We start from the raw sequence: 19,745 nt of genomic DNA on the forward strand, positions 1-19,745 counted from the left end.
CCGTGAGCACTCTTCTGGACATCCGCGACCTGCACATCAGCCTCGGCGGGCGACAGCTCGTCGACGGCGTCGATCTGACGGTCTCGAAGGGCGAGATCCTCGGACTCGCCGGCGAGAGCGGCAGCGGCAAGACGCTCACCGCGCTCACCACCCTCGGGTTCCTGCCGCACGGCGCGACGGCGACCGGAGAGGTGCTGGTCGACGGCGAGGACACGCTCGCCATGAGCGCCTCCCAGCTGCAGCGGCTGCGCGGCAACCGGGTCGCGATGGTCTTCCAGGACCCGATGACCTCGCTGCACCCCATGCTCACGATCGAGCGCCAGCTCACCGAGCACCAGCTCGTGCACCGCTCGGTCACCAAGAAGCAGGCCCGCGCCCGCGCGGTCGAGCTGCTCGAGCTGGTGCGCATCCCGGATCCGGAGCGCGCGCTGCGCTCCTACCCGCACCGCTTCTCGGGCGGCATGCGGCAGCGGATCGCGATCGCCGCGGCGCTCGCTTGCGAGCCGGAGATCATCGTCGCCGACGAGATCACGACCGCGCTCGACGTGACCGTGCAGGCCGGGATCCTGCGTCTGCTCAGCGACCTCCGCAGCGAGACCGATGCGGCGATCCTGTTCATCACGCACGACCTGGCCGTGATGAACGTGCTCGCCGACCGTCTCGTCGTGATGCGCAACGGCAAGGTCGTCGAGTCCGGCGACTGCCGGGACGTCCTCGCGGACCCGCAGGACCCGTACACGCGAATGCTCGTCGAGGCGCTGCCTCCCGCCGCCGATTTCGGCGCCGCCCCGAGCGAAGGAGAGGACCTCCGATGACCGATCGTCTCGACGTGCGCGATGCCGTGCTGGAGTACCACGTCCCGGGCCGCCCGACCGTGCGCGCCGTCGACGGCGTCTCGCTCACCGTCGGCGCGGGCGAGGTCGTCGGCCTGGTCGGCGAGTCGGGCTGCGGCAAGAGCTCGCTCGGCCGCGCGATCGTCGGTCTGCACCGTCTCACCTCCGGCTCGGTCTCGCTCGACGGCCGCGAGCTGCCGCCGCTGGGCCGCCGCGCCCGCCCGCGGGCCGATCGCGTCGTGCAGATGATCTTCCAGGACCCGTACTCCTCCTTGAACCCGCGGCGCAGCATCCAGCGCCAGCTCGCCGAGGCGATCGTCGCCGGGGGACGCACCTCCAGCCGCGAGCTGATCGACGATCTGCTCGCCACGGTCGACATGCCCGCCTCCAGCGCGACGCGCTACCCGCACCAGTTCTCGGGCGGCCAGCGGCAGCGCATCGCGATCGCCCGTGCGCTGGCCGTGCAGCCGCGGCTCGTGGTCGCCGACGAGCCGGTCTCGGCCCTCGACGCCTCCACCCGCGCGCAGGTCTCGCAGCTCATCTCGACGACGGCGACCGCCGGCGGCGCGGGGGTGCTGATGATCTCGCACGACCTCTCGGGCCTTCGCATGATCGCCGACCGCATCGCCGTCATGTACTTCGGCCGGATCGTCGAGCTCGGCCCCACGGACGCCGTGTGGGGCTCGCCCGCCCACCCGTACACCCGCACCCTGATGGGCGCGATCCCGCGGCTCGGCCGCACGGCGACGCTGCCGGATGCCTCCCCGTCGGAGCGGATCACCTCGCGCCGCGAAGACCCGGCGGGCGCCGAGCTCGTCGACCTGGGCGGCGGGCACCTCGTCGCCGCCGAAGCGCTGCGCGACACCGGGGCGGCGCGATGAGCGTCGCCGTGTCGTACCCGACCCGCGCCGACCTGGCGCTGCGTCACGCGACCGTCGTCAATGTCGCGACGTCGCGGCTGATCCCCGATCAGACCGTCGTCGTCTGCGACGGCGTGATCAGCGAGATCGCCGACGACGCCGCGTTCACGGGCGCCGGCGCGGCCGCGATCTCGGGGCTCCCGACGCGCGATCTGGACGGCGCCTTCGTGATGCCCGGCCTGATCAACATGCATACCCACTTCAGCCTCTCGCTGCCCGGGCAGGCGGGCGAGGTCGTCGAGGCGATGGGTCCGGGCGAACTGGCGCTCTACATGGCCGACGGCGCCGCCCGCACCCTCCGCAACGGCGTGACGACGGTCCGCTGCGTCGCCGAGAAGGGCGGGCTCGACTTCGCGCTGCGCCGCGCGATCGACGCCGGGCACGTTCTGGGTCCCAGCATCCGCACCGCCGGCCGCGCGCTCGCCTGCACCGGCGGCCACGGGCACGGCAGCGACGACACGATCGAGTGCGACGGACCGGTCGGCTTCACGCGCGGCGTGCGCAGCCAGGTCGCGGCGGGCGCCGACCTCATCAAGCTGATGATCTCCGGCGGCATCGCCGGCGAGCACGAGGGCATCGCCACCCCGCAGCTCACGCGCGAGGAGATGGCGGCCGCGATCCGCACCGCCCACGACTGGGGACGCAAGGTCACCGCCCACGCCGGGCCCGCCTCCATCATCGAACTCGCCGTGGAGCTCGGTCTCGACTGCGTCGAGCACGGCTACCAGCTCACCGCCGACGTGGCGCGCGCGATGGCGGCGCACGGCACCGCCCTGGTGCCGACGCTCGTCGTCACCCACGCCGACGCCTTCTTCGAGGAGCTCGGGGTGCCCGCCTGGATGCGCGAGCGCTCCGCCCAGGCCGCCATCCGCCACCGGGAGTCGTTCCGGCACGCGCTCGACGCCGGCGTCGAGATCATGCTCGGCAGCGACATGCCGCCGTTCTGGCCGTTCGAGGGCACGACCGCCGTCGTGCGCGAGCTCGAGCACATGCACGACGCGGGGCTGGATGCCTGGGGCGTTCTCCGCGCCGCGACGATGAACCCGGCGAACTGGCTCGGACTCGGCGAGCGCGTCGGCCGGGTCGAGGTCGGATTCGACGCCGACCTGGTCATCACCCGCGAGGATCCGAGCGCCGCCCCCGCCGCGCTGCGCTCGATGGAGCACGTCGTGCGGCGCGGCGTGCTCGTGCGCGAGGCCGCGGCGTGAGCGCGCCCGAGGAGGGCACGGCGCCCGAGAGCGACATGAGCCTGTGGGACATCCGCGTCGTCGTCGACCGGATCGAAGGGCGCTCGGTGTGCGGCATGCGCCCCGGCGACTGGTGCGAGGTGACCGAGAGCAGCCGCCTGCGCATCCCCGAGGGCGGGCACTTCTGCCTCTACGCGCTGCAGGCGGCGCTTCCGCTGATCCCCGCCAAGCAGCGCGACCTGCCCGCGGGCGACTGGCTCGAACGGGACAACGAGGTCGCCTGCCCGGATCCGGAGGAGCGGCTCATCATGCGCATCGAGCGCACCCGCCGAGTGGACCTGCGCGCGGACGACCTGACATGAGCGTGCAGATCTCGCTCGGCCTGCAGACCGACAAGGCCCCCGGACGCTACGGGGAGCTCGCCGCACACGCGGAGGAGCTCGGCTTCGACGGGGTCAGCGTCTTCTCGGATCTGTGGTTCCAGCCGTCGATCGTCGCCCTGCTCGAGATGGCGGAGCGGACGAACCGGATCCGGCTGGGCTGCGCCTGCTGGAACCCGTTCCTGATCCACCCGGTCGAGCTGACCGGCATGGCGGCGGCCCTGCACGCCCGCACCGAGGGACGCGCCTACCTCGGCATCGCCCGCGGCACCTGGCTCGACGACCTGGGGGTGCGTCCCGAGCGGCCCCTCGGGGCGCTGCGCGAGGCGATCGCCGTGATCCGCGCCTTGTGGTCCGGCGACACCTCCGGCGTTCCCGGCCGCACCTTCTCGCTCGCGCCCGGCGTCGGGCTCCGCACCGAGCTCCCGGATGCCCCGCTGTCGGTGCTCGTCGGATCGTGGGGGGAGCGCGGCGCGGCGCTGGCCGGCGAGACCGCCGACGAGATCAAGATCGGCGGCAGCGCCAACCCCGCGATGGTCGAGGTCACCCGGCAGCGCCTGGCGCCCGGGGTGGAACGCGCAGGGCGCCCGCTCGGAGACGTCGGCGTCGTCCTCGGCGCCGTCACCGTGGTGGACCGCGACGGCGCCAAAGCCCGCGCTGCCGCCCGCGCCCAGGTCGCGATGTACGTCGACGTGATCGCTGCCTACGACCCGACCGTGACCCTGCCGGAGGGCATGCTCGAGCGCGTGCGCGAGTCGCTCGCGCAGGGCGACGCGGCGGCCGCCGGGGCCTGGATCCCGCGCGACGTGCTCGACCGGTTCGCCTTCTCGGGCAGCCCCGACGACATCGCCGAGCAGGCCGCCGGTCTCATCGCGGCCGGCGTCGACCGCATCGAGTTCGGCACGCCGCACGGCATCGACGAGCGCGAGGGCATCGACCTGCTCGGCCGCGCCGTGCTTCCCGCCCTCGCATCCCTTCGCACCGACACCCCGGAGAGCTGACATGACCGACCTTGCCACCGCCCCGTTCGACTTCGCCCGCCGCCGCCGCGTGCTGTCGGAGCGGCTCGACGAGCGCGGCATCGACGTGCTCTTCCTGCCGGCCGATCAGGCGGACTTCGAGTACTACACCGGGGTTCCGCGCCGGGCGCCCAGCTTCGGCTCGATCGCGTACACGAACCACTGGATCTCCGGCGCGTTCCTCGCCCCCGGAGAGGACCCGCTGTTCGTGCTGACCCGGCACTTCCAGGAGTTCGATCTGCCCGACGGCATCGACGGCGAGGTCGTGACCGCGATCGAGACCGACGACGGCCGCGCCGTGTTCCAGCGCGCCTACGACCACTTCCGGGCCCGTCGCGTCGCCGTCCCGAGCGCGCCCTCGGGAGAGAGCTGCACGCACGAGGCCGGCGCCAGCGAGCGCATCGCCGTGACCGGACGCACCTGGGCCCAGGTGAGCATCGAGCTGCGGCGCCACCGGCCCGACGCCGATCTGGTGATCGCCGACGACGTGCTCGCCGGCATCCGCGCGATCAAGGACGAGCAGGAGATCGCCCTGATGCGCGCCTCGGCCGGCATCGTCGACGCCGTGCTGGCCGAGGTCGCCCCGCACGTCGTGGCGGGCATCACCGAGATCGAGCTGGCCTCCGAGGTCGACTTGCGGATGCGGCAGCACGGCTCGCTCGGCGCCTCCTTCGACACCGGCGTGTGGGGCATGGGCCCCGCCCTCACCCGCGACGCCTCGGTGCGCGTCAGCACGGATGCGCTCGCGGAAGGCACGGGCGTCAGCTTCGACTTCGGCGCGATCACCCGCGGGTACTGCAGCGACTTCGGGCGCACCGTGCACATCGGGGAGCCCTCCGCGGAGTACGTGAAGGTGCACGAGGTCGTGATGGCGGCCCAGGAGGCGGCCCGTCAGGCGGCCGTGCCCGGGGCCACCGGCGGCGAGGTCCACGAGGCGGCGCGCCGGGTGATCAACGAGGCCGGCTACGGCGACGGCTTCCGGCACCGGGTGGGCCACTGCATCGGCCTCGACGTGCACGAGGAGCCGTTCCTCTCGGCCGAGGACACGACGCCGCTGCGGCCCGGGATGCTGTTCACGATCGAGCCGAGCATCTTCCTCCCCGGTCGCGTCGGCGTGCGCGTCGAGGACGTGTTCCTGCTCACCGAGACCGGCGCCGAGAACATCAACGCCACCGACCACGACCTGAAGGCGAACGACTGATGCGCGCCGCCCCCCTATGCTCGTGGCACCCGTTCGATTTCGTGAGAAAGAGTTGACGATGACCCCCCGTGATCGAGACGCTGACCGGCAGTCCCCGATGTCGTCGATGACCTCCGAGGTGCTGCCCACGGCGAACCTGGTGGACTTCGACGAGGTGGATCGCCGCCTGCTTCAGCTGCTCGTGGCCGATCCGCGCGTCTCGCAGCGCCAGCTCGCCCGCGAGGTCGGCATGTCCTCGCCCGCCGTGGGTGAGCGCATCGGCCGGCTCGAGCGCAGCGGCCTCATCACGGGCTACACGACCGTGCTCGACTGGGCGGCCCTCGGGTACCCGAGCGTCGTCTACATCCCGATGACGCTCGCCACCGATGCGGATGTGCAGAAGATCATCGGCGAGCTGCGCGCCGTTGACGAGCTGACCGAGCTCGTCGTCGTCACCGGCAGCTATGACCTGATGGCGCGCTTCCGCATCCGCGATCACGCGCACCTGCAGCGCCTGCTGCTCGACCGCATCTGGCCGATCCGCGGCCTGCAGCGCATCGAGACCTTCCTCGGCATCGGCGAGATCGTGCGCACTCGGACGCCCGCTGCGGTCATCGGCGGCGCCGAGCCGAGCCTCACCCCGACCGAGCGCTGACCGCCCGTCCCGGCCAGAGGCGCCGGGGCCCTGCTCAGCGCGGCGCGCGCTGGAGCTGCTGGGCGACGGCGTCGTGGAGCAACATCGTGTCGACCGCGACCGCGAGCGTGTCGAAGCCGCGGGCCGCGAGCTGGGCGGCGAGCTCGTTCGAGCCCGCGAACGCCCCGGCGGCGACGCCGTGCGCGCGGCAGGCGGCGACAATCCGGTCGAGCGGGTTCTCGGGCGAGCTGTCGCGCAGCAGCGACGGAACGTCGGTGCCGAGCGAGAGCGCCAGGTCGAAGGGGCCGACGAAGATCATGTCGACCCCGGGCGTCGCGGCGATCTCATCGACGCCCGCGACCGCCTCGGCGGTCTCGACCATGACGGCGCACTCGACGCGCTCGTTGGCGTCCGCCGCCGAGGCCGGGGTGCGCCCGTAGGCGCCGTCGAGGGGTCCCCACGACCGCGAGCCGAGCGGGGGGTAGCGGCAGGCCGAGGCGGCGAGGGCCGCCTGCTCCGCGTTCTGCACCATCGGCACGATGACGCCGTCGGCTCCCGCGTCGAGCGCGCGACCGATCAGCCACGGGGTTCCCGCCGCGACCCGCACGACGGTGCGGGGGCGATTCGGCGCGCCGGCGAGGAGCGAGAGCGTGTCGACGACGGCCGCGTCGTCGAATCGGCCGTGCTGCGCGTCGAGCACGAGCCAGTCGGGCTCGGCCGAGGCCATGACGGCCGCAACCGCCGGAGACCCGAGGAGGGACCAGGCCCCGATGCGTGTCGACATCACTTCTCCATTCATAGGACATTCGGCTGAAAACTTTTCGAAAGGAAACCCGACTGCCATTTTCAGTTTACAAACGGACGATACAATCGCGTCAACGATAAACATACGAGATCTGCGCCCCCGGGGCGCGCATCGCTTCGAAGGGCCGTCATGCCGCACCCCACCCCCGCCACCGGCGTGCTTCCGCACTCGGGAATCCGCGAGATCGTCGACCTTGTTCTCGTCGACTCCCGGCCGATCGTGCGCCTCGAGATCGGCGAGCCCGACTTCGCCACCCCGGCGCACATCGTCGAGGCGGCCGTCGAGTCGGCACGGCGCGGCAGCTCCTACGTGCAGGCCGCCGGCACGCCCCTGCTGCGCAGCGCGGCCGCGGCGTCGATCGAGCGCCGCTACGGCTTCGATGCGCCCGCCTCGCGGGTGCTCATCAGCCACGGCGCCGTCCACGCCATCGACGCGGTGATCCGCGCCATGGTGTCGCCCGGCGACGCCGTGCTCATCCCCGACCCCGCCTGGCCCAACTACGAGATGCAGGCGATCCTCGCCGGCGGCCGCGTCGACCGCTACCCGCTGCGCGCCGAGCGCGACTACATCGTCGACCCCGACGACATCCGACGCGCCATCACCGCCGAGACGCGCGTGCTCGTGCTGAACTCCCCCTCCAACCCGACCGGGAGCGTCGCTCCCCCCGCCGTCATGGCGGAGATCGCCGAGATCGCTCGCGAGCGCGACGTGCTCGTGCTCAGCGACGAGGTCTACGACGAGATCGTGTTCGAGGGCGAGCCGGTGAGCATGGCGAGCCTCATCCCCGAGCACGCGGTGTCGGTGTTCAGCGTGTCGAAGACCTACGCGATGACGGGGTGGCGCGTCGGATACTCGCTCGTGCCGGAGTGGCTCGTCGATCCGGTGACCCGCGTGCTCGAATCCTCCGTCGCGTGCCTGTCGACCGTGACGCAGGCCGCCGCCCTCGCCGCCCTGACCGGCGACCAGACGCCCGTCGCCACCATGCGGAACGCCTACCGCGAACGCCGCGACCTCGCCCTCCAGCTGCTCACCGAGGCGGGCATCGCCGTGCCGCGCCCCGGAGGCGCCTTCTACGCGATGGTGCCGCTGCACGAGACCTCGGACGCCCGGGCCTCCGCCCTCGACCTCGTCGAGCGCGGCGTCTCGACGGCGCCGGGCACGGCCTTCGGGTTCCAGGCCCCGCACGCGCTGCGCCTCTCGCTCGCCACCTCGACCGACGCGATCCGCCAGGGCGTCGGCATCCTGACCGACTGGTACCGCGAAACCTCGGGCGGAGCCCGCGACCTCGCCGCCCACGCGGCACACTGAAGACGGAGGCACCACCATGGCCGTAGAACTCGGACTCGGAGTATTCACCGGGGAATGGCACCCCGCGCTCGGACTCAGCCACGGCGAGTCGCTGCGCGAATCGATCGCGCAGGTGCAGGCGGCGGAGGCCGCCGGGCTCGACAGCGTCTGGGTGAGCGAGCACCACTTCCACGAGGCGCACTTCGTCGGCTCGCTCGCCGCCTACTGCGGCGCGATGCTGCAGGCGACCGACCGCATCACCGTCGGCTACGGCCTCGCCCTCGCCCCGCTGCACGACCCGGTGCGGATGGCGGAGGACGCCGCGTTCCTCGACGTGCTCTCGAACGGCCGCTTCGTGCTCGGCCTCGGGCTCGGCTACCGCGACATCGAGTACGCGGGCTTCGGCACCGAGCGCCGCTACCGCGTCGGCCGCACCGAGGAGCTCATCGACATCTGCCGGCAGGCGTGGGCGGGCGAGGAGATCGATCATGTCGGTCGGCACTACACCCGCACCGGCATCCGGGTGAGCCCGGTTCCGGAGCGGCCGGCCGGTCCGCCCATCATGCTCGGCGGCCACGCGCCCGCCGCGATCGACCGCGCCGCTCGCCTCGGCGACCGCTTCTGCATGGATGCGGGCACCGACGCCGACGAGTACGAGCGCGGCTCCGGCGGCAACCGCGGCCTCATCACCCGTGTCTCGGCGGTGCTCGAGCAGTACCGCGAGGCCCTCGACCGACACGGTCGGGACTCGACCGCCCCCGCGCTGTCCCTCAACGTCGGCGGTTTCCTCCACCCCGACGGTGCGGATGCGGCGTGGGCGGCGGTCGAGGAGTCGTATCTGCTCACGCGCCGCGTCTACGGCGACTGGTACGGCCTCGACCCGGCCGAGTACGAGACCTGGTACCCGGGAATGCTCAGCGAGCAGCAGATCGCCCAGCGCCGCCGCGAGCTGCTGCTCGGCACCGTCGACGACGTGCTGCCGATCCTCGCCGAGGTGCGCGAACTGGTCGGCGAGAACCTGCACGTGATGTTCCGCTCGAAGTACCCGCTCGTCAGCGACGAGCTGACGCGGCAGTCGATCACCGAGCTCGGCGAGCTGCGGCGCCGCCTGATCGGGCAGGAGTAGCCCGTGGCGACTACGGTCAGTCTTCGCATCAACAACGACCTCGACAGCCGCGAGCTGATCGCGGTCGCCGAGGCCGCCGAGGCGGCGGGGATCGACCAGCTGTGGATCTCCAACGATCTGATGCTGCACTCCGCCCCGGCGGTGCTCGGGGCGATCACGCAGCGCACCGAGAGGCTGCGCATCGGCACGGGCATCATGAACCCGTACACGGTGCACCCCGCCGAACTGGCGATGACGGCCGCGACGCTGCAGGAGCTCAGCGGCGGACGCTTCCTGCTGGGACTGGCCGCCGGATCCGCTGAGTTCCTGAACTGGGTCGGGATCGACCAGCCCACCCCGCTCACGACCACGCGGCAGGCGCTGCGCGCGATCCGCGCCCTGCTCGACGGCGGCGCCCCGGTCGAGGTCGACGGCGCGGGCGAGGGCTGGACGGCCGACGCCCGCCTGCGCTTCACCCCGCCGTCGACGCGGGTGCCGATCTACATCGGCGCGATGAGCCCGCGGATGCTCGCCTTCGCCGGCGCCGAGGCCGACGGCGTGATCGCTCTGCATCTGCCGCCGGAGCACTTCACGACCGCGCGCGCCCACATCGCCGAGGGTGCCGCGTCCGCCGGCCGCACGCTCGACGACCTGGACACGCCCGCCTGCGTCTGGCTCTCCCTCGACGAGGATCCGACCGCCGCGGCGCGCGCCCTCGCCCTCAAGCTGGCGTATTACGGCCCCGCCTTCTCGCCGTTCCTGCTCGGCCAGCTGGGACTCGAGCCGGAGGACTTCGTCGCGGCCGAGCGTCACCTCGCCCGCGGCGACGCCGACGCGGCGGCCGACGCGATCACGCCGACCATGCTGCGGATGGGCATGTGCGGCGGACCCGCCGACGTGCTCGCGCGCAGCCGCGACCTGCTCGCCCTCGGCGCACGCCACCTCAGCTTCGGGCCGCCGCTCGGTCCCGACCCGCTCGCCTCGATCGCCCTGCTCGGCAGCACCGTGCTGCCCGCGCTGCGCGCCGAGACCGCCACCGACCCCACCCCGATTGGATCTGACAGATGAGCCACGACGACGAACTCGGCACCCTCGCGCGCGACGTGGTCGAGGCGACCCTCCGCTGGGCCTTCCACTCCAGCGACGACATCCCCCGCCTGCCGCACCCGGTCGGCTGGATGCCCGACTTCACCCCCGCCGCCCTCGAGCGCCGCCGGGTCGAGATCGCCGAGCTGCGCGCACGCTGGCGCGCGGTGGACGCCTCCGCCGCGACGCCGTCGGCGCAGATCGAGCACCGCCTCGCCGGCGCCATCCTGAACCGCGCGCACTGGGACTTGAACGTCACCCGCAACGCGGAGCGCAACGCGGTGTTCCAGTTCTCGCAGATCCTCGGCCCGTTCTACGACCTCACCCTGCCGCTGCCGCCCTACGACGACGCTCGCCAGGATGCACTGATCGCCGTGCTGGCGGCCGTGCCCGCGCAGGTCGAGGTCGCCCGCGCCCACCTCGAGGAGCAGGGCGTCGCCGACCTCGCGCGCGCCGCCGTGACCGAGATGGAGAGCATCGGCACGCGGGTGCGCACCGCCGAGGAGGCGCTCCGCATCCACGTCGACCCGACCCGGCACGCCGCGCTCGGCGCCGCCGCGGAGGCCGCCGCCGCCGCACTCGACGAGTGGTGCGCGTGGCTCGATGACGCCGCCGACCGGATGGCGCCCGCGCGCGCGGTCGGTCGCGACAGCTTCGTCTGGTTCCTGCGCGCGGTCGCGCTCATCCCCGACGACCCGGACGACCTGGTGCGCGCCGCCACGCAGGACCTGAACCGCGCCATCGTCTGGGAGCAGCTGACCCGCAACCGCTACCGCAACGCACCGCCGGCCGAGCTCGCGCGCACGATCGAGGAGCAGATCGACACCGAGGCGCGCCACGAGCGCCAGATCCGCGACTTCTACGAGCGCGAGGACCTGCTCAGCCAGCCCGAGAGCCTGAAGCACTACCTGATCGCGGAGATGCCGCCGTGGATCGAGCAGCTGCGCAGCCTCGGCGTGCCCGACGACCTCACCGACGAGCACCGGCTCGCGCAGAACGCCGTCTCGTACATGCCGAAGCCGCGCACCGAGCTGCCGTACTTCTACGCCGCCAACGCGAAGGATCCGCGGCTGGGCATCATCCATGAGGGCGCGCACTACCAGCAGCTCGCCCTCAGCTGGGCCTCGGCCAGCCCGATCCGGCGCCGCTACATCGACTCGAGCGCCAACGAGGGGGTGGCGCACTACAACGAGGAGATGATGCTGATGGCGGGGCTCTTCGACGACGCCCCACACTCCGAGACCGTGGTGCACAACTTCACCCGGCTGCGCGCGCTGCGCGTCATCGCCGACGTCAACCTGGCGACCGGCGAGTTCACGCTGACGCAGGCGATCGAGCACTTCGTCAACGCCGTGCCGATGGATGCCGAGACCGCCCGCGAGGAGTCGGCCATGTACCTGGCGACGCCGGGCCTGGCGATGTCGTACCACGTGGGCAAGCAGCAGATGCTGGCCCTGGTGGCGGATGCGATCGCGGCCTGGGGCGAGGAGTTCAGCTTCCGCCGCATCCACGACGCGGTCTGGCAGCACGGCAATACGCCGTTCTCGCTGCTGCGGTGGGAGATCCTCGGCGACCGCTCGGCGATCGACCGCCTCGACGCGGACCTGGCCGAACTGGCCGACCCGGTCGGCTGATCGCGTCGGCTCATCCGGCGCGCGTTCGCCCGGGCTCCGGCGCGGGTGAACGCGGTCAGTGGTCGTGCGGCGGCTTCTGCCCGGTGAGCTCGCCGGCGCGCGTCGAGATGAGGTGGATGCGGCCTCCGCGGCGCTCCGCCGTGAAGCCAGGCAGCGCCACGGCGCCCTGCCCGCGCCAGTCGGTGACCAGTCGCGCGATCTCGAGGGTGTGCGTGCGGCTGAGCGCCTCGTGGAACTCGCTCTGCGCCACCAGCCGGATGATCCGCTGCCGCAGCGCGGCGGGGTTCGCGGTGAGCGCCGCCACCGAAAGCGAGACGCCCGCCTCCTCCAGCTCGACGACGTCTTCGGCCACCTCCTCGGCGAAGGCGTCGAGGGCGGCAGTGTCTTCGCGGAGCTGCTCGGCGGTGCGCGCCAGCGCCTCGGCGACGCCGGGGCCGAGCTCGGACTCGAGCACCGGCAGGACCCGCTCCCGCACCCGCACGCGGGTGTAGCGCGCGTCCACGTTGTGCGGGTCGTCCCAGAACGCCAGGCCCGCGTCGACGCAGGCCTGCCGGGTGGTCGCCCGCGGGATGCCGAGCAGCGGCCGCCGGTAGCGGCCGGACTCGGCGGGCATCCCCTGCAGGCTCGTGGCGCCGCTGCCGCGCGCCAGACCCAGCAGCACCGTCTCCGCCTGGTCATCGAGGGTGTGGCCGAGCAGGATCGCGTCGGCGCCAAGCTCGTCGGCCGCCGCATCCAGTGCCGCGTAGCGCGCCGCCCGGGCCGCCGCCTCGGGGCCGGCCGGGTCGTCAGATGCCACGTTCACGCGCACGACCGTCACCGGGTCGAGGCCGAGCTCGCGCGCCTGCGCCGCCGCGGTCTCGGCGACCTCGGCCGAGACGTCCTGCAGCCCGTGGTCGACGATGACCGCCGCCGCCCGCCAGCCCGCCCGGGGTGCCTCGAAGGCGGTCGCCGCCGCGAGGGCGAGCGAGTCGCCGCCGCCGCTGAGCGCCACCAACACGATTCCGTTTTCAGGAGTTGGTGTGACATGTGTGGCGGAAGTGGCGTCGGCGGCCTCACCAGTCCCACCCGTCACGGAAACTCCTGAAAAGAGTGCGGTGCGGACCGCCCGCCGGAGGTCGGCGATCGCCGGGGTGAGTCTCGGACGCGCGACCATTCGACTAACGTAATGCGAGAACCACTTGCGACGAGAGACCGAGGATATGGCCGAGTACTACGACGTCACCATCGAGGTGCCGAAGGGCAGCCGCAACAAGTACGAGATCGACCACGAGACCGGTCGCGTCATGCTCGATCGCGTGCTCTACACGCCGATGGCCTACCCGACGGACTACGGCTACTTCGAGAAGACCCTCGGCCTCGACGGCGACCCGGTCGACGTTCTGGTGCTCGGCGAGTACCCGCTGTTCCCCGGCATCGGCATGAGCGTGCGCGTCGTCGGCGTGTTCAACATGACGGATGACGGCGGCAGCGACGCGAAGGTCATCGCGGTCGCCGCGAAGGACCCGCGCTGGGACTACATCCAGGACATCAACGACGTCCCGGAGTACAAGCGCAAAGAGATCGAGCACTTCTTCGAGCACTACAAGGACCTCGAGCCCGGCAAGTGGGTCAAGACCGAGGGCTGGGGCGACGCCGCCGAGGCGGAGCGCGTCGTGCAGGCGGGTCTCGCCGCCTACGTGCCCCCCACCCACTAGCCCCCGGCGGGTTGAGCAGCGCGCAGCGCGTATCGAAACCGCGCCCGCCGCGCACCCCTGGCCTCGATACGCCGACTTCGTCGGCTACTCGACCGGCAAACGGGTTGAGCAGCCGCGCGAGCGGCGTATCGAAACCGCGCCCGCGTCAGCCGGTGGGGCGCCCCGCGTACGGCACCAGATCGCCGTACCGGATCGACACCTCGCGCACGACCTGCCCCGGGTACGGCGCCTCGATCATCTTGCCGTTGCCGACGTACAGCGTGACGTGGTACTTCGTGCCCGTCGTCGACCCGCCGTCGGAGTAGAACAGCAGATCCCCGGCCTGCAGGTCGGCGATGTTGACGAGCTTCCCGGCCGGCTTCAGGTAGTTGTACTGGCTGGTCGAGCCGTGCCCGCCGATCGAGACGCCGACCGACGAGTAGGCCATCATCGTGAGCCCGGAGCAGTCCCAGCCGTTCGGTCCGGCACCGCCCCACACGTACGGCTCGCCGAGCTGGGCACGGGCGTAGCTGATTGCTCCCGAGACCTTGTCGCTGGCCGGCGGGGCCGGGTCCTCGGCGGGCGGGTCCGGGTCGTCGGCGGGCGGCACCGGCGGTGTCGGATCCGCGGCCTGCTCCCGCTCCCAGGCGAGACCCTCCTGGTAGGCCTGCTCCAAGTCGGCGGAGGTGTTCTTCAGGCTCGCCAGCTGCGCGTACATGCGCTCGGAGTCGGCCCGCGTCTCCTCGACCCGCGCCTGCGCCTCCTCCACGGCCGCTTCGGCTTCGGCGAGCGCCTCGGCGGCCACCTCGGCCAGTTCGCCGCGCTTCTCCTCGGCGAGCTCCGCCTCGGCGGCGAGCGAGTCGGCCGAGTTGCGGTCGAACACCGCTCGCTCGAGCAGTGCGCGCGAGGTCTCGCTCAGGCGCGACATGGAGGCCAGCATCGAGAGCACCTCGTCGGTGTCCTCTGCCGAGCCGAACAGCAGCGCGAGCGTCGGATCGCCCCCGCCGGTGCGCGACAGCTGGGTCAGGATCTGCGCGGCCCGTCGAGCCGACGCGTCGGCCTGGTCGCGGGCCTCCTCGGAGCGCGCCTCGAGGTTCTCGACCCGCACGGTCGCGGCATCCAGTTCCTGCTGCGCCAGGTCGGATTCCTCCGCCCGCAGCAGCGCGACCTTGCCGAGCTCGGCGGCCTCCGCCTCCAGTGCGGCGAGCGCCGCCTCGATCTGCGCGACGGCAGCCGCGCTGGCCGCCTCGTCCGCCTTGGCCGCCTCGACCTCGTCCCAGCTGGGGTAGTCGGGCATCGGGGCCGCGTGCGCGGCGACGCCGGGTGCGAGCGCGACGACGAGAGCGATGGCTACTGCCGTCGCCCCCCTGAAGCGCCGGCTCGCTGTCATCAGCGGCCCTGTTCGCTCCGTGCGTGCTCAGCCAAGCGTGACCCCCCGGTCTTGCATGAACGTGACGGGATTGGTGAGAACCCCGCTCTGGTAGACCATAAAGTGCAAATGCGGTCCCGTCGAGCCCCCCGTTGAGCCGACCTTCGCGATCTGCTGCCCGGCGATGACGATCTCGCCGACCGAGACGAGCATCCCGCCCGTGTTGATGTGGGCGTAGCCGGTGACGATCCCGCCGCCGTGATCGATCTTGATGTAGTAGCCGAGGTCGCTGTAGTAGCCGGCGTAGACGACGCGTCCGTCGGCCGCCGCGTAGATGGGGGCGTTGTAGCCGCCGCCCGCGATGTCGGTTCCCGAGTGCAGCTTCCACACGTGGTAGATCGGGTGGTAGCGCATGCCGAAGTGGCTCGAGATGTAGCCGGAGGTCGGGTTGGCCCAGCCCTGCGCGTTGACGACCCCGCCGGATGCGGCCGCCCGCGCCTCGACGCCGGCCCGGTAGTCGGCTTCGGTGACCTCGCGCTTGGTGGTGAGCACCTCAAGCTGCGCCTCCAGGCGCGCCTTGTTCTCGGCCTGGGCGTCGTAGGCCTCCTGCGCGGCGATCGCGGCGTCTTGCGCCTCTTCGAAGGCCGCCTCGGCGATCGCGCGGAGCTCGTCGAGCAGCTCCTGCGCCACCGCCGCCTGATCGGTCAGCGACTGCGCGTTGTTCTGCAGCTGCACCGCCCGCGTGTAGAGCTGCTGGTTGGTGGAGCTGAATTTCTGCTGCGCCGACAGGTTGTAGAGGAGCGCATCCGCTTCGTCGCTCTGCGCGAACAGAGTCGCCGTCAGGTCGGTGCCGGCGGCGCCGCGGGAGAGGTTGGCGATGAGCTGGGCTGCGGTGCGCTTGGCGTCATCGGCTTCTTCTTGGGCCGCATCCGCCTGCTCCTTCAGCTGCTGGGCGATGTAGGCCTGCTCGTCGTAGGCGGTCTGCGCTTCCGCGTAGATGGTGCCTTTCTCCTCGGCGACCTTCTGCGTCGCCGCGACCTCGTCTTCGAGATCGGCGAGCAGCGCCTTGATGCGCGTGATCTCCGCCTTCGCGGCCGCCTCGTCGGCCTTGGCGTCTTGAACGTCGTCCCAGCTGGGGTAGTCGACGAGGACCGCCGCGCGGGCGGTCTCGGGCGCAGGTGCGGCGACACCGAGCGCGGGAATGAGGGCGAGCGCGAGCAGGAGCGCGGCCGTCCGCGGGCGCGCCGCCCGCCAGTGTGCGATGCGGCTCGCGCCCACGGCCCCCCGGCCGGGATGTGATCCCATGATTTTCCTCAAATCTTCGTGACGTGGATTTGGCCCACACGAGTCACAAAGGCAACACGAGTCACATTAGCAACAACCCCGAGACTTGCCCAGCATTGAAAACATTGGGATGTCTCGTGCCACAGCGCCGTAACCCTCGACCCTGGCTTGAACCTAACCCGGGTGGCTGGGAAGGCCGTGTTGCGCGCGCCGAAACGGCCGATTGCGTCGATTGGAGTTTTTGGCGCGCCGTGCGTATGCTTGACCCTCGGTTGCTATGTGATTTATTTCATGGCCCCATCGTTTAGTGGCCTAGGACACCGCCCTTTCACGGCGGCAGCACGGGTTCGAATCCCGTTGGGGTCACTCAACACACAATCAAATAGCAAGGCCCTGTAGCGCAGTTGGTTAGCGTGCCGCCCTGTCACGGCGGAGGTCGCGGGTTCAAGTCCCGTCAGGGTCGCGGAAAGCGAGCCTCTCCTGAGGAATCTGGAGAGGCTCGCTCCACATCGGGAACATGTTCCCGAGGCTCTGTAGCTCAGTTGGTAGAGCGCACGACTGAAAATCGTGAGGTCACGGGATCGACGCCCGTCGGAGCCACTCGAAGCCCCCATGACGATGGGGGCTTTCGTTTGTTAACGGGCCGCGTCCACCCTCACGACGAGGGCTTCCGCTCGCCCTCGCCGAAAACGTGCTGCAGTTCACCCTCGGCGCTGAACTCGTAGAAGTAGCCGAAGTCGCCACCGGGAACCCACTGCGCGTACGGCGTCGCGGTGATCCCGAGCTTGCTCTCGAACTCGTGCTCGCCGACATCCGCCGTGAACGACTCCCATGCCTCGACGACATCGGGGCGACCGTCCGCCAGCCCCGCCACGGTCGTGCCGAGCGCATCCGCGATCTTGGCGACGTCGTCGTCATCGATGCGGAAGAAGATCATCGACTCCGACTCACGTGTGAACTTGAACGCCCACCCACCGGACTCTCGCTTCGGAAAGGAGCAGGAACTCCAGGTTTGCGTCATCGTGACCTCCGTCGTCCGCCTTCACTTCGAACATAAGGCGAGCATCCGACACTTTTCCGCGCCCGCCTGGCTCCGCAGTGCAGGCCCCGGCAGCGCCACGGCAACCGACACTGGCCAACGTGTGGAGTCCTCGAGTTGCGGGCTACGTTGTTGTCATGAGCGATGAATCCGAGACCGCCGCCGACCGCACGCACTGGGGGACCCTCGGGCAGGCGTTCCAGGCGTTTCGCTTTCCACTCGAAAACCTCTCTTTTGTCCAACGGATCGTGGATCACGTCGGGGTCGACCGCTACGAAGCACCGGCCTCGCAGAAGCGCTACTTCAGGGCGATCCGCCGCGACGGGGGCCGTGCACTCCGAGTCGAGTTCGGGTTCACCGAGGGGTTCGCCACTGAGGAAGAGGCGGCAGCGGCCTCCGGCGATGCACGCCCCGAGCGCTCGCGGAGCGGCAGCTGGTACATCCCACATCCTCAGAATGCGATTGGCAAGTGGTACGGCGACTCAGGGAGCAGAGCAGACAGACGTCCGATCGACGAACTCGACTGCCCTGATTGCGGCTTCCGGGTCCGCATCGGCTCCGAGTGCGATGACACCGCGCTACCGCACGCAGCGTTGCCGTCCGACCCCTGAACCGCGCATCCCGGTCCGCCCAGCCGGACTGACTGCTTCAAGGCCACTCGTGGCGACACTCTCGACAATCCATCGCCACATGATGACGAAGAGCAGCACGACGGGGAGAACGCACGGATCTGACCGCAGTCCGCGCCAAATGAACCACGGAACGCGGCGAGCCTCAGGGGAACCGTTGTCGAGCCCGACGACTGGATGACGAGAAGCGGCCAGATGAAGTTGTTCCAGCTCGCGAGAAAGGTCAGCGCTCCGAGGGCGGCGAGCGGCGATCCCGACGACAGCAGCACGACCCGCCGGAGCATTGCGACTACCGGACTATGGCGCTACAGGAGGCGGCAGTGAGAGCTTCCACAATTCCCCTACAAGATCAAGGAGCTTCGATCCTCGTCGCGCAACCAAACGTTCCGTCAACGTTTGGACCTTCGCGAGGTACCAGGGCGCCACGTCGCCAGCGCGTCCTCCTCGTAGCCGACGGCTCGCAGCAGTTGCCTGGCGCTCTTAGTGCTGAGCGTGAGCCTGTCGGCTACCTCGCGCACGCTCCACTCGCCCTTAGTGTCGATCCACAGGCGAAGTGCTGCGGGGCGCGAGATGTTGCGGAACGCCCATTCGGACGCCAGAAAACGCGCGTGCCGGTCCTCACGACTCGTCCGTCGCCGGCTCCGTGCCGAGCTAATCAGCCGATAAGCCGCGAACTCAGCGACAGCCGTGATCCCAATATCTACGCCGTGATCCAAGAGCCAGATCACGATGTCAGAGAGCGGCGGGGCATCCCCGCCACGACCTCCTTGCAAGCGCACTACGATCTGTGTCGGCTGCGCCGACACGTACCCGGCCTCCACCGCCACGTCTAGATCGTCGAATGTGGCGTCGGGGTAGGAATCACTCAAGTGCGGTGCGAGCACCAGAACGCCCGAGTACTCGCCGTAGTCGTCCCGAACTACGTAAGGCATCGGCACATCGTCCGATAGCGACACGTAGTCGTCGGCGGACGCACCTACCCGAAGGAGATTGAACTCGAGGTGCCACGGCGACTTGTAGTCATACATTTCTTCCGCGACCTCGGCGAGGTCTCCGCCGAGATCACGTAGTGCGGACATCGCCGCAGAAATCACACTCTCACCAGGATCAGGCTCCAGCTCAACAGATGCACGAATCCCCCAGGTGTTGAAAAAGGGCTCACTCTGAGTGGGGAAGTGGAAATGCATCGAGTAGGTCTTGGGCTGACTCACACCCCGAACAGTAGCCGCGATCAACGCTCAACTACTGTGCCACGCAGAGCCGAGCTCCGCGCCAGGAAGGCGCCCGCGAGCCGCGCCTCCGGCGCTCCCAGCGACGCGGATCCACCCGTACCGGGCACACCCGCACCGCGGTCGCCTGGCGTGTGATCCCACAACACCCCCGATTCGCGGTTCCACGCGACCAGCCCCGCGTAGTCATACGTCGAGGAATCCAGCGGCACCCCGCGCAGGTCCGCATCCTCCAACGTGTGCCGCGTGCCGCAGCCGCAGACACCCACGGGCGTCTCCCCCTTCGGCACGCGATGGACCCGACCAAACGACGGAGCAGTCAGCGTCAGCAGGTAGGAGCGGAAGTGCTCAACCGGGCCATCGAACACACCAGAGCGCACAATCACCGCCAGTCGCCCCGATACAGCTCCGCGCACGACGCGCACTGGCTCCGCACGCGCGACTGGCAACGC

At 70.8% G+C, this 19,745-nt stretch carries 20 protein-coding genes and 3 tRNA genes; 16 read left to right on the plus strand and 7 right to left on the minus strand.

Features of this window, described 5'->3' with window-relative positions; all coding sequences use genetic code 11:
• The first annotated feature begins 2 nt into the window (after nt 1-2).
• From AC0L6Y_RS11220 to AC0L6Y_RS11250, 7 genes are read left to right on the plus strand one after another with little or no spacing between them, the layout of a single operon-like run.
• On the plus strand, nt 3-815 hold the full coding sequence (locus AC0L6Y_RS11220; protein ID WP_473552370.1) for an ABC transporter ATP-binding protein: 813 nt from the start codon (nt 3-5) through the stop codon (nt 813-815).
• The gene (locus AC0L6Y_RS11225; protein ID WP_473552372.1) at nt 812-1,714 is read left to right on the plus strand and encodes an ATP-binding cassette domain-containing protein; all 903 of its coding nucleotides are present in this window, start codon (nt 812-814) and stop codon (nt 1,712-1,714) included. The genes AC0L6Y_RS11220 and AC0L6Y_RS11225 overlap by 4 nt, the downstream gene beginning before the upstream one ends.
• The gene (locus AC0L6Y_RS11230) at nt 1,711-2,961 is read left to right on the plus strand and encodes an amidohydrolase family protein (RefSeq protein WP_473552374.1); all 1,251 of its coding nucleotides are present in this window, start codon (nt 1,711-1,713) and stop codon (nt 2,959-2,961) included. The genes AC0L6Y_RS11225 and AC0L6Y_RS11230 overlap by 4 nt, the downstream gene beginning before the upstream one ends.
• Nucleotides 2,958-3,302, plus strand: coding sequence for a TIGR04076 family protein (locus AC0L6Y_RS11235; RefSeq protein ID WP_473552376.1), 345 nt, complete (start codon nt 2,958-2,960; stop codon nt 3,300-3,302). The genes AC0L6Y_RS11230 and AC0L6Y_RS11235 overlap by 4 nt, the downstream gene beginning before the upstream one ends.
• Complete coding sequence (locus AC0L6Y_RS11240) at nt 3,299-4,321, plus strand: LLM class flavin-dependent oxidoreductase (RefSeq protein ID WP_473552378.1); 1,023 nt, start codon at nt 3,299-3,301, stop codon at nt 4,319-4,321. The genes AC0L6Y_RS11235 and AC0L6Y_RS11240 overlap by 4 nt, the downstream gene beginning before the upstream one ends.
• Nucleotide 4,322: 1 nt before the next feature.
• Nucleotides 4,323-5,540, plus strand: a complete 1,218-nt coding sequence (locus tag AC0L6Y_RS11245; protein WP_473552381.1) for a M24 family metallopeptidase — start codon at nt 4,323-4,325, stop codon at nt 5,538-5,540.
• Between the two features lie 58 nt (nt 5,541-5,598).
• Nucleotides 5,599-6,174 (plus strand): Lrp/AsnC family transcriptional regulator, encoded by a 576-nt coding sequence (locus AC0L6Y_RS11250; RefSeq protein ID WP_473552383.1) that lies wholly within the window; start codon nt 5,599-5,601, stop codon nt 6,172-6,174.
• A gap of 34 nt (nt 6,175-6,208) precedes the next feature.
• Here AC0L6Y_RS11250 and AC0L6Y_RS11255 read toward each other — a convergent pair whose 3' ends face one another.
• Complete coding sequence (locus AC0L6Y_RS11255) at nt 6,209-6,937, minus strand: HpcH/HpaI aldolase family protein (RefSeq protein ID WP_473552385.1); 729 nt, start codon at nt 6,935-6,937, stop codon at nt 6,209-6,211.
• 150 nt (nt 6,938-7,087) lie between these two features.
• On the opposite strand from AC0L6Y_RS11255, the gene AC0L6Y_RS11260 reads away from it, so the two are divergent.
• Genes AC0L6Y_RS11260 through AC0L6Y_RS11275 form a run of 4 tightly spaced genes read left to right on the plus strand, consistent with a single transcriptional unit; the run spans nt 7,088 to nt 12,070 of the window.
• On the plus strand, nt 7,088-8,266 hold the full coding sequence (locus AC0L6Y_RS11260; RefSeq protein ID WP_473552387.1) for a pyridoxal phosphate-dependent aminotransferase: 1,179 nt from the start codon (nt 7,088-7,090) through the stop codon (nt 8,264-8,266).
• A 16-nt stretch (nt 8,267-8,282) separates the two neighbouring features.
• On the plus strand, nt 8,283-9,371 hold the full coding sequence (locus tag AC0L6Y_RS11265; RefSeq protein WP_473552389.1) for an LLM class flavin-dependent oxidoreductase: 1,089 nt from the start codon (nt 8,283-8,285) through the stop codon (nt 9,369-9,371).
• Between the two features lie 3 nt (nt 9,372-9,374).
• The gene (locus AC0L6Y_RS11270; RefSeq protein WP_473552391.1) at nt 9,375-10,418 is read left to right on the plus strand and encodes an LLM class flavin-dependent oxidoreductase; all 1,044 of its coding nucleotides are present in this window, start codon (nt 9,375-9,377) and stop codon (nt 10,416-10,418) included.
• A complete protein-coding gene (locus AC0L6Y_RS11275) occupies nt 10,415-12,070 on the plus strand; it encodes a DUF885 family protein (RefSeq protein ID WP_473552392.1) in 1,656 nt (551 codons plus the stop codon). Before AC0L6Y_RS11270 ends, AC0L6Y_RS11275 begins: the two co-directional genes overlap by 4 nt.
• A 55-nt stretch (nt 12,071-12,125) precedes the next feature.
• On the opposite strand, the gene tilS is transcribed toward AC0L6Y_RS11275, so the two are convergent.
• Complete coding sequence (gene tilS / locus AC0L6Y_RS11280; protein ID WP_473552395.1) at nt 12,126-13,223, minus strand: tRNA lysidine(34) synthetase TilS; 1,098 nt, start codon at nt 13,221-13,223, stop codon at nt 12,126-12,128.
• A 46-nt stretch (nt 13,224-13,269) separates the two neighbouring features.
• On the opposite strand from tilS, the gene AC0L6Y_RS11285 reads away from it, so the two are divergent.
• Nucleotides 13,270-13,764, plus strand: coding sequence for an inorganic diphosphatase (locus AC0L6Y_RS11285; RefSeq protein ID WP_473552396.1), 495 nt, complete (start codon nt 13,270-13,272; stop codon nt 13,762-13,764).
• A 145-nt stretch (nt 13,765-13,909) separates the two neighbouring features.
• Here AC0L6Y_RS11285 and AC0L6Y_RS11290 read toward each other — a convergent pair whose 3' ends face one another.
• Both AC0L6Y_RS11290 and AC0L6Y_RS11295 read right to left on the minus strand, forming a co-directional pair.
• Entirely contained in the window at nt 13,910-15,133 is a 1,224-nt protein-coding gene (locus tag AC0L6Y_RS11290) for a C40 family peptidase (RefSeq protein ID WP_473552398.1), read from the minus strand.
• A gap of 27 nt (nt 15,134-15,160) precedes the next feature.
• Nucleotides 15,161-16,417, minus strand: coding sequence for a M23 family metallopeptidase (locus AC0L6Y_RS11295; protein ID WP_473552400.1), 1,257 nt, complete (start codon nt 16,415-16,417; stop codon nt 15,161-15,163).
• Nucleotides 16,418-16,689: 272 nt separating this feature from the next.
• On the opposite strand from AC0L6Y_RS11295, the gene AC0L6Y_RS11300 reads away from it, so the two are divergent.
• The 3 genes from AC0L6Y_RS11300 to AC0L6Y_RS11310 all read left to right on the plus strand — a co-directional run bounded on the left by AC0L6Y_RS11300 (nt 16,690) and on the right by AC0L6Y_RS11310 (nt 16,996).
• Nucleotides 16,690-16,762 (plus strand) — tRNA-Glu (locus AC0L6Y_RS11300).
• Between the two features lie 23 nt (nt 16,763-16,785).
• Nucleotides 16,786-16,859, plus strand: a tRNA-Asp gene (locus AC0L6Y_RS11305).
• A gap of 64 nt (nt 16,860-16,923) precedes the next feature.
• Nucleotides 16,924-16,996, plus strand: a tRNA-Phe gene (locus AC0L6Y_RS11310).
• Nucleotides 16,997-17,051: 55 nt separating this feature from the next.
• Here the strand turns inward: AC0L6Y_RS11310 and AC0L6Y_RS11315 are convergent.
• The gene (locus AC0L6Y_RS11315) at nt 17,052-17,333 is read right to left on the minus strand and encodes a hypothetical protein (protein ID WP_473552402.1); all 282 of its coding nucleotides are present in this window, start codon (nt 17,331-17,333) and stop codon (nt 17,052-17,054) included.
• Between the two features lie 239 nt (nt 17,334-17,572).
• Here AC0L6Y_RS11315 and AC0L6Y_RS11320 point away from each other — a divergent pair, with 239 nt between their 5' ends.
• Nucleotides 17,573-18,046 carry a hypothetical protein gene (locus tag AC0L6Y_RS11320; RefSeq protein WP_473552404.1) on the plus strand — a complete coding sequence of 158 codons (474 nt, stop codon included), beginning with the start codon at nt 17,573-17,575 and terminating at the stop codon, nt 18,044-18,046.
• Between the two features lie 407 nt (nt 18,047-18,453).
• Here the strand turns inward: AC0L6Y_RS11320 and AC0L6Y_RS11325 are convergent, their stop codons facing one another.
• Together AC0L6Y_RS11325 and AC0L6Y_RS11330 are read right to left on the minus strand one after the other, a co-directional pair.
• Nucleotides 18,454-19,275 (minus strand): hypothetical protein, encoded by an 822-nt coding sequence (locus AC0L6Y_RS11325; RefSeq protein WP_473552406.1) that lies wholly within the window; start codon nt 19,273-19,275, stop codon nt 18,454-18,456.
• 20 nt (nt 19,276-19,295) lie between these two features.
• Complete coding sequence (locus AC0L6Y_RS11330; RefSeq protein WP_473552408.1) at nt 19,296-19,718, minus strand: replication initiator; 423 nt, start codon at nt 19,716-19,718, stop codon at nt 19,296-19,298.
• Nucleotides 19,719-19,745 lie beyond the last annotated feature (27 nt).

This window comes from Pseudolysinimonas sp. 10J20-29, from assembly GCF_055809595.1.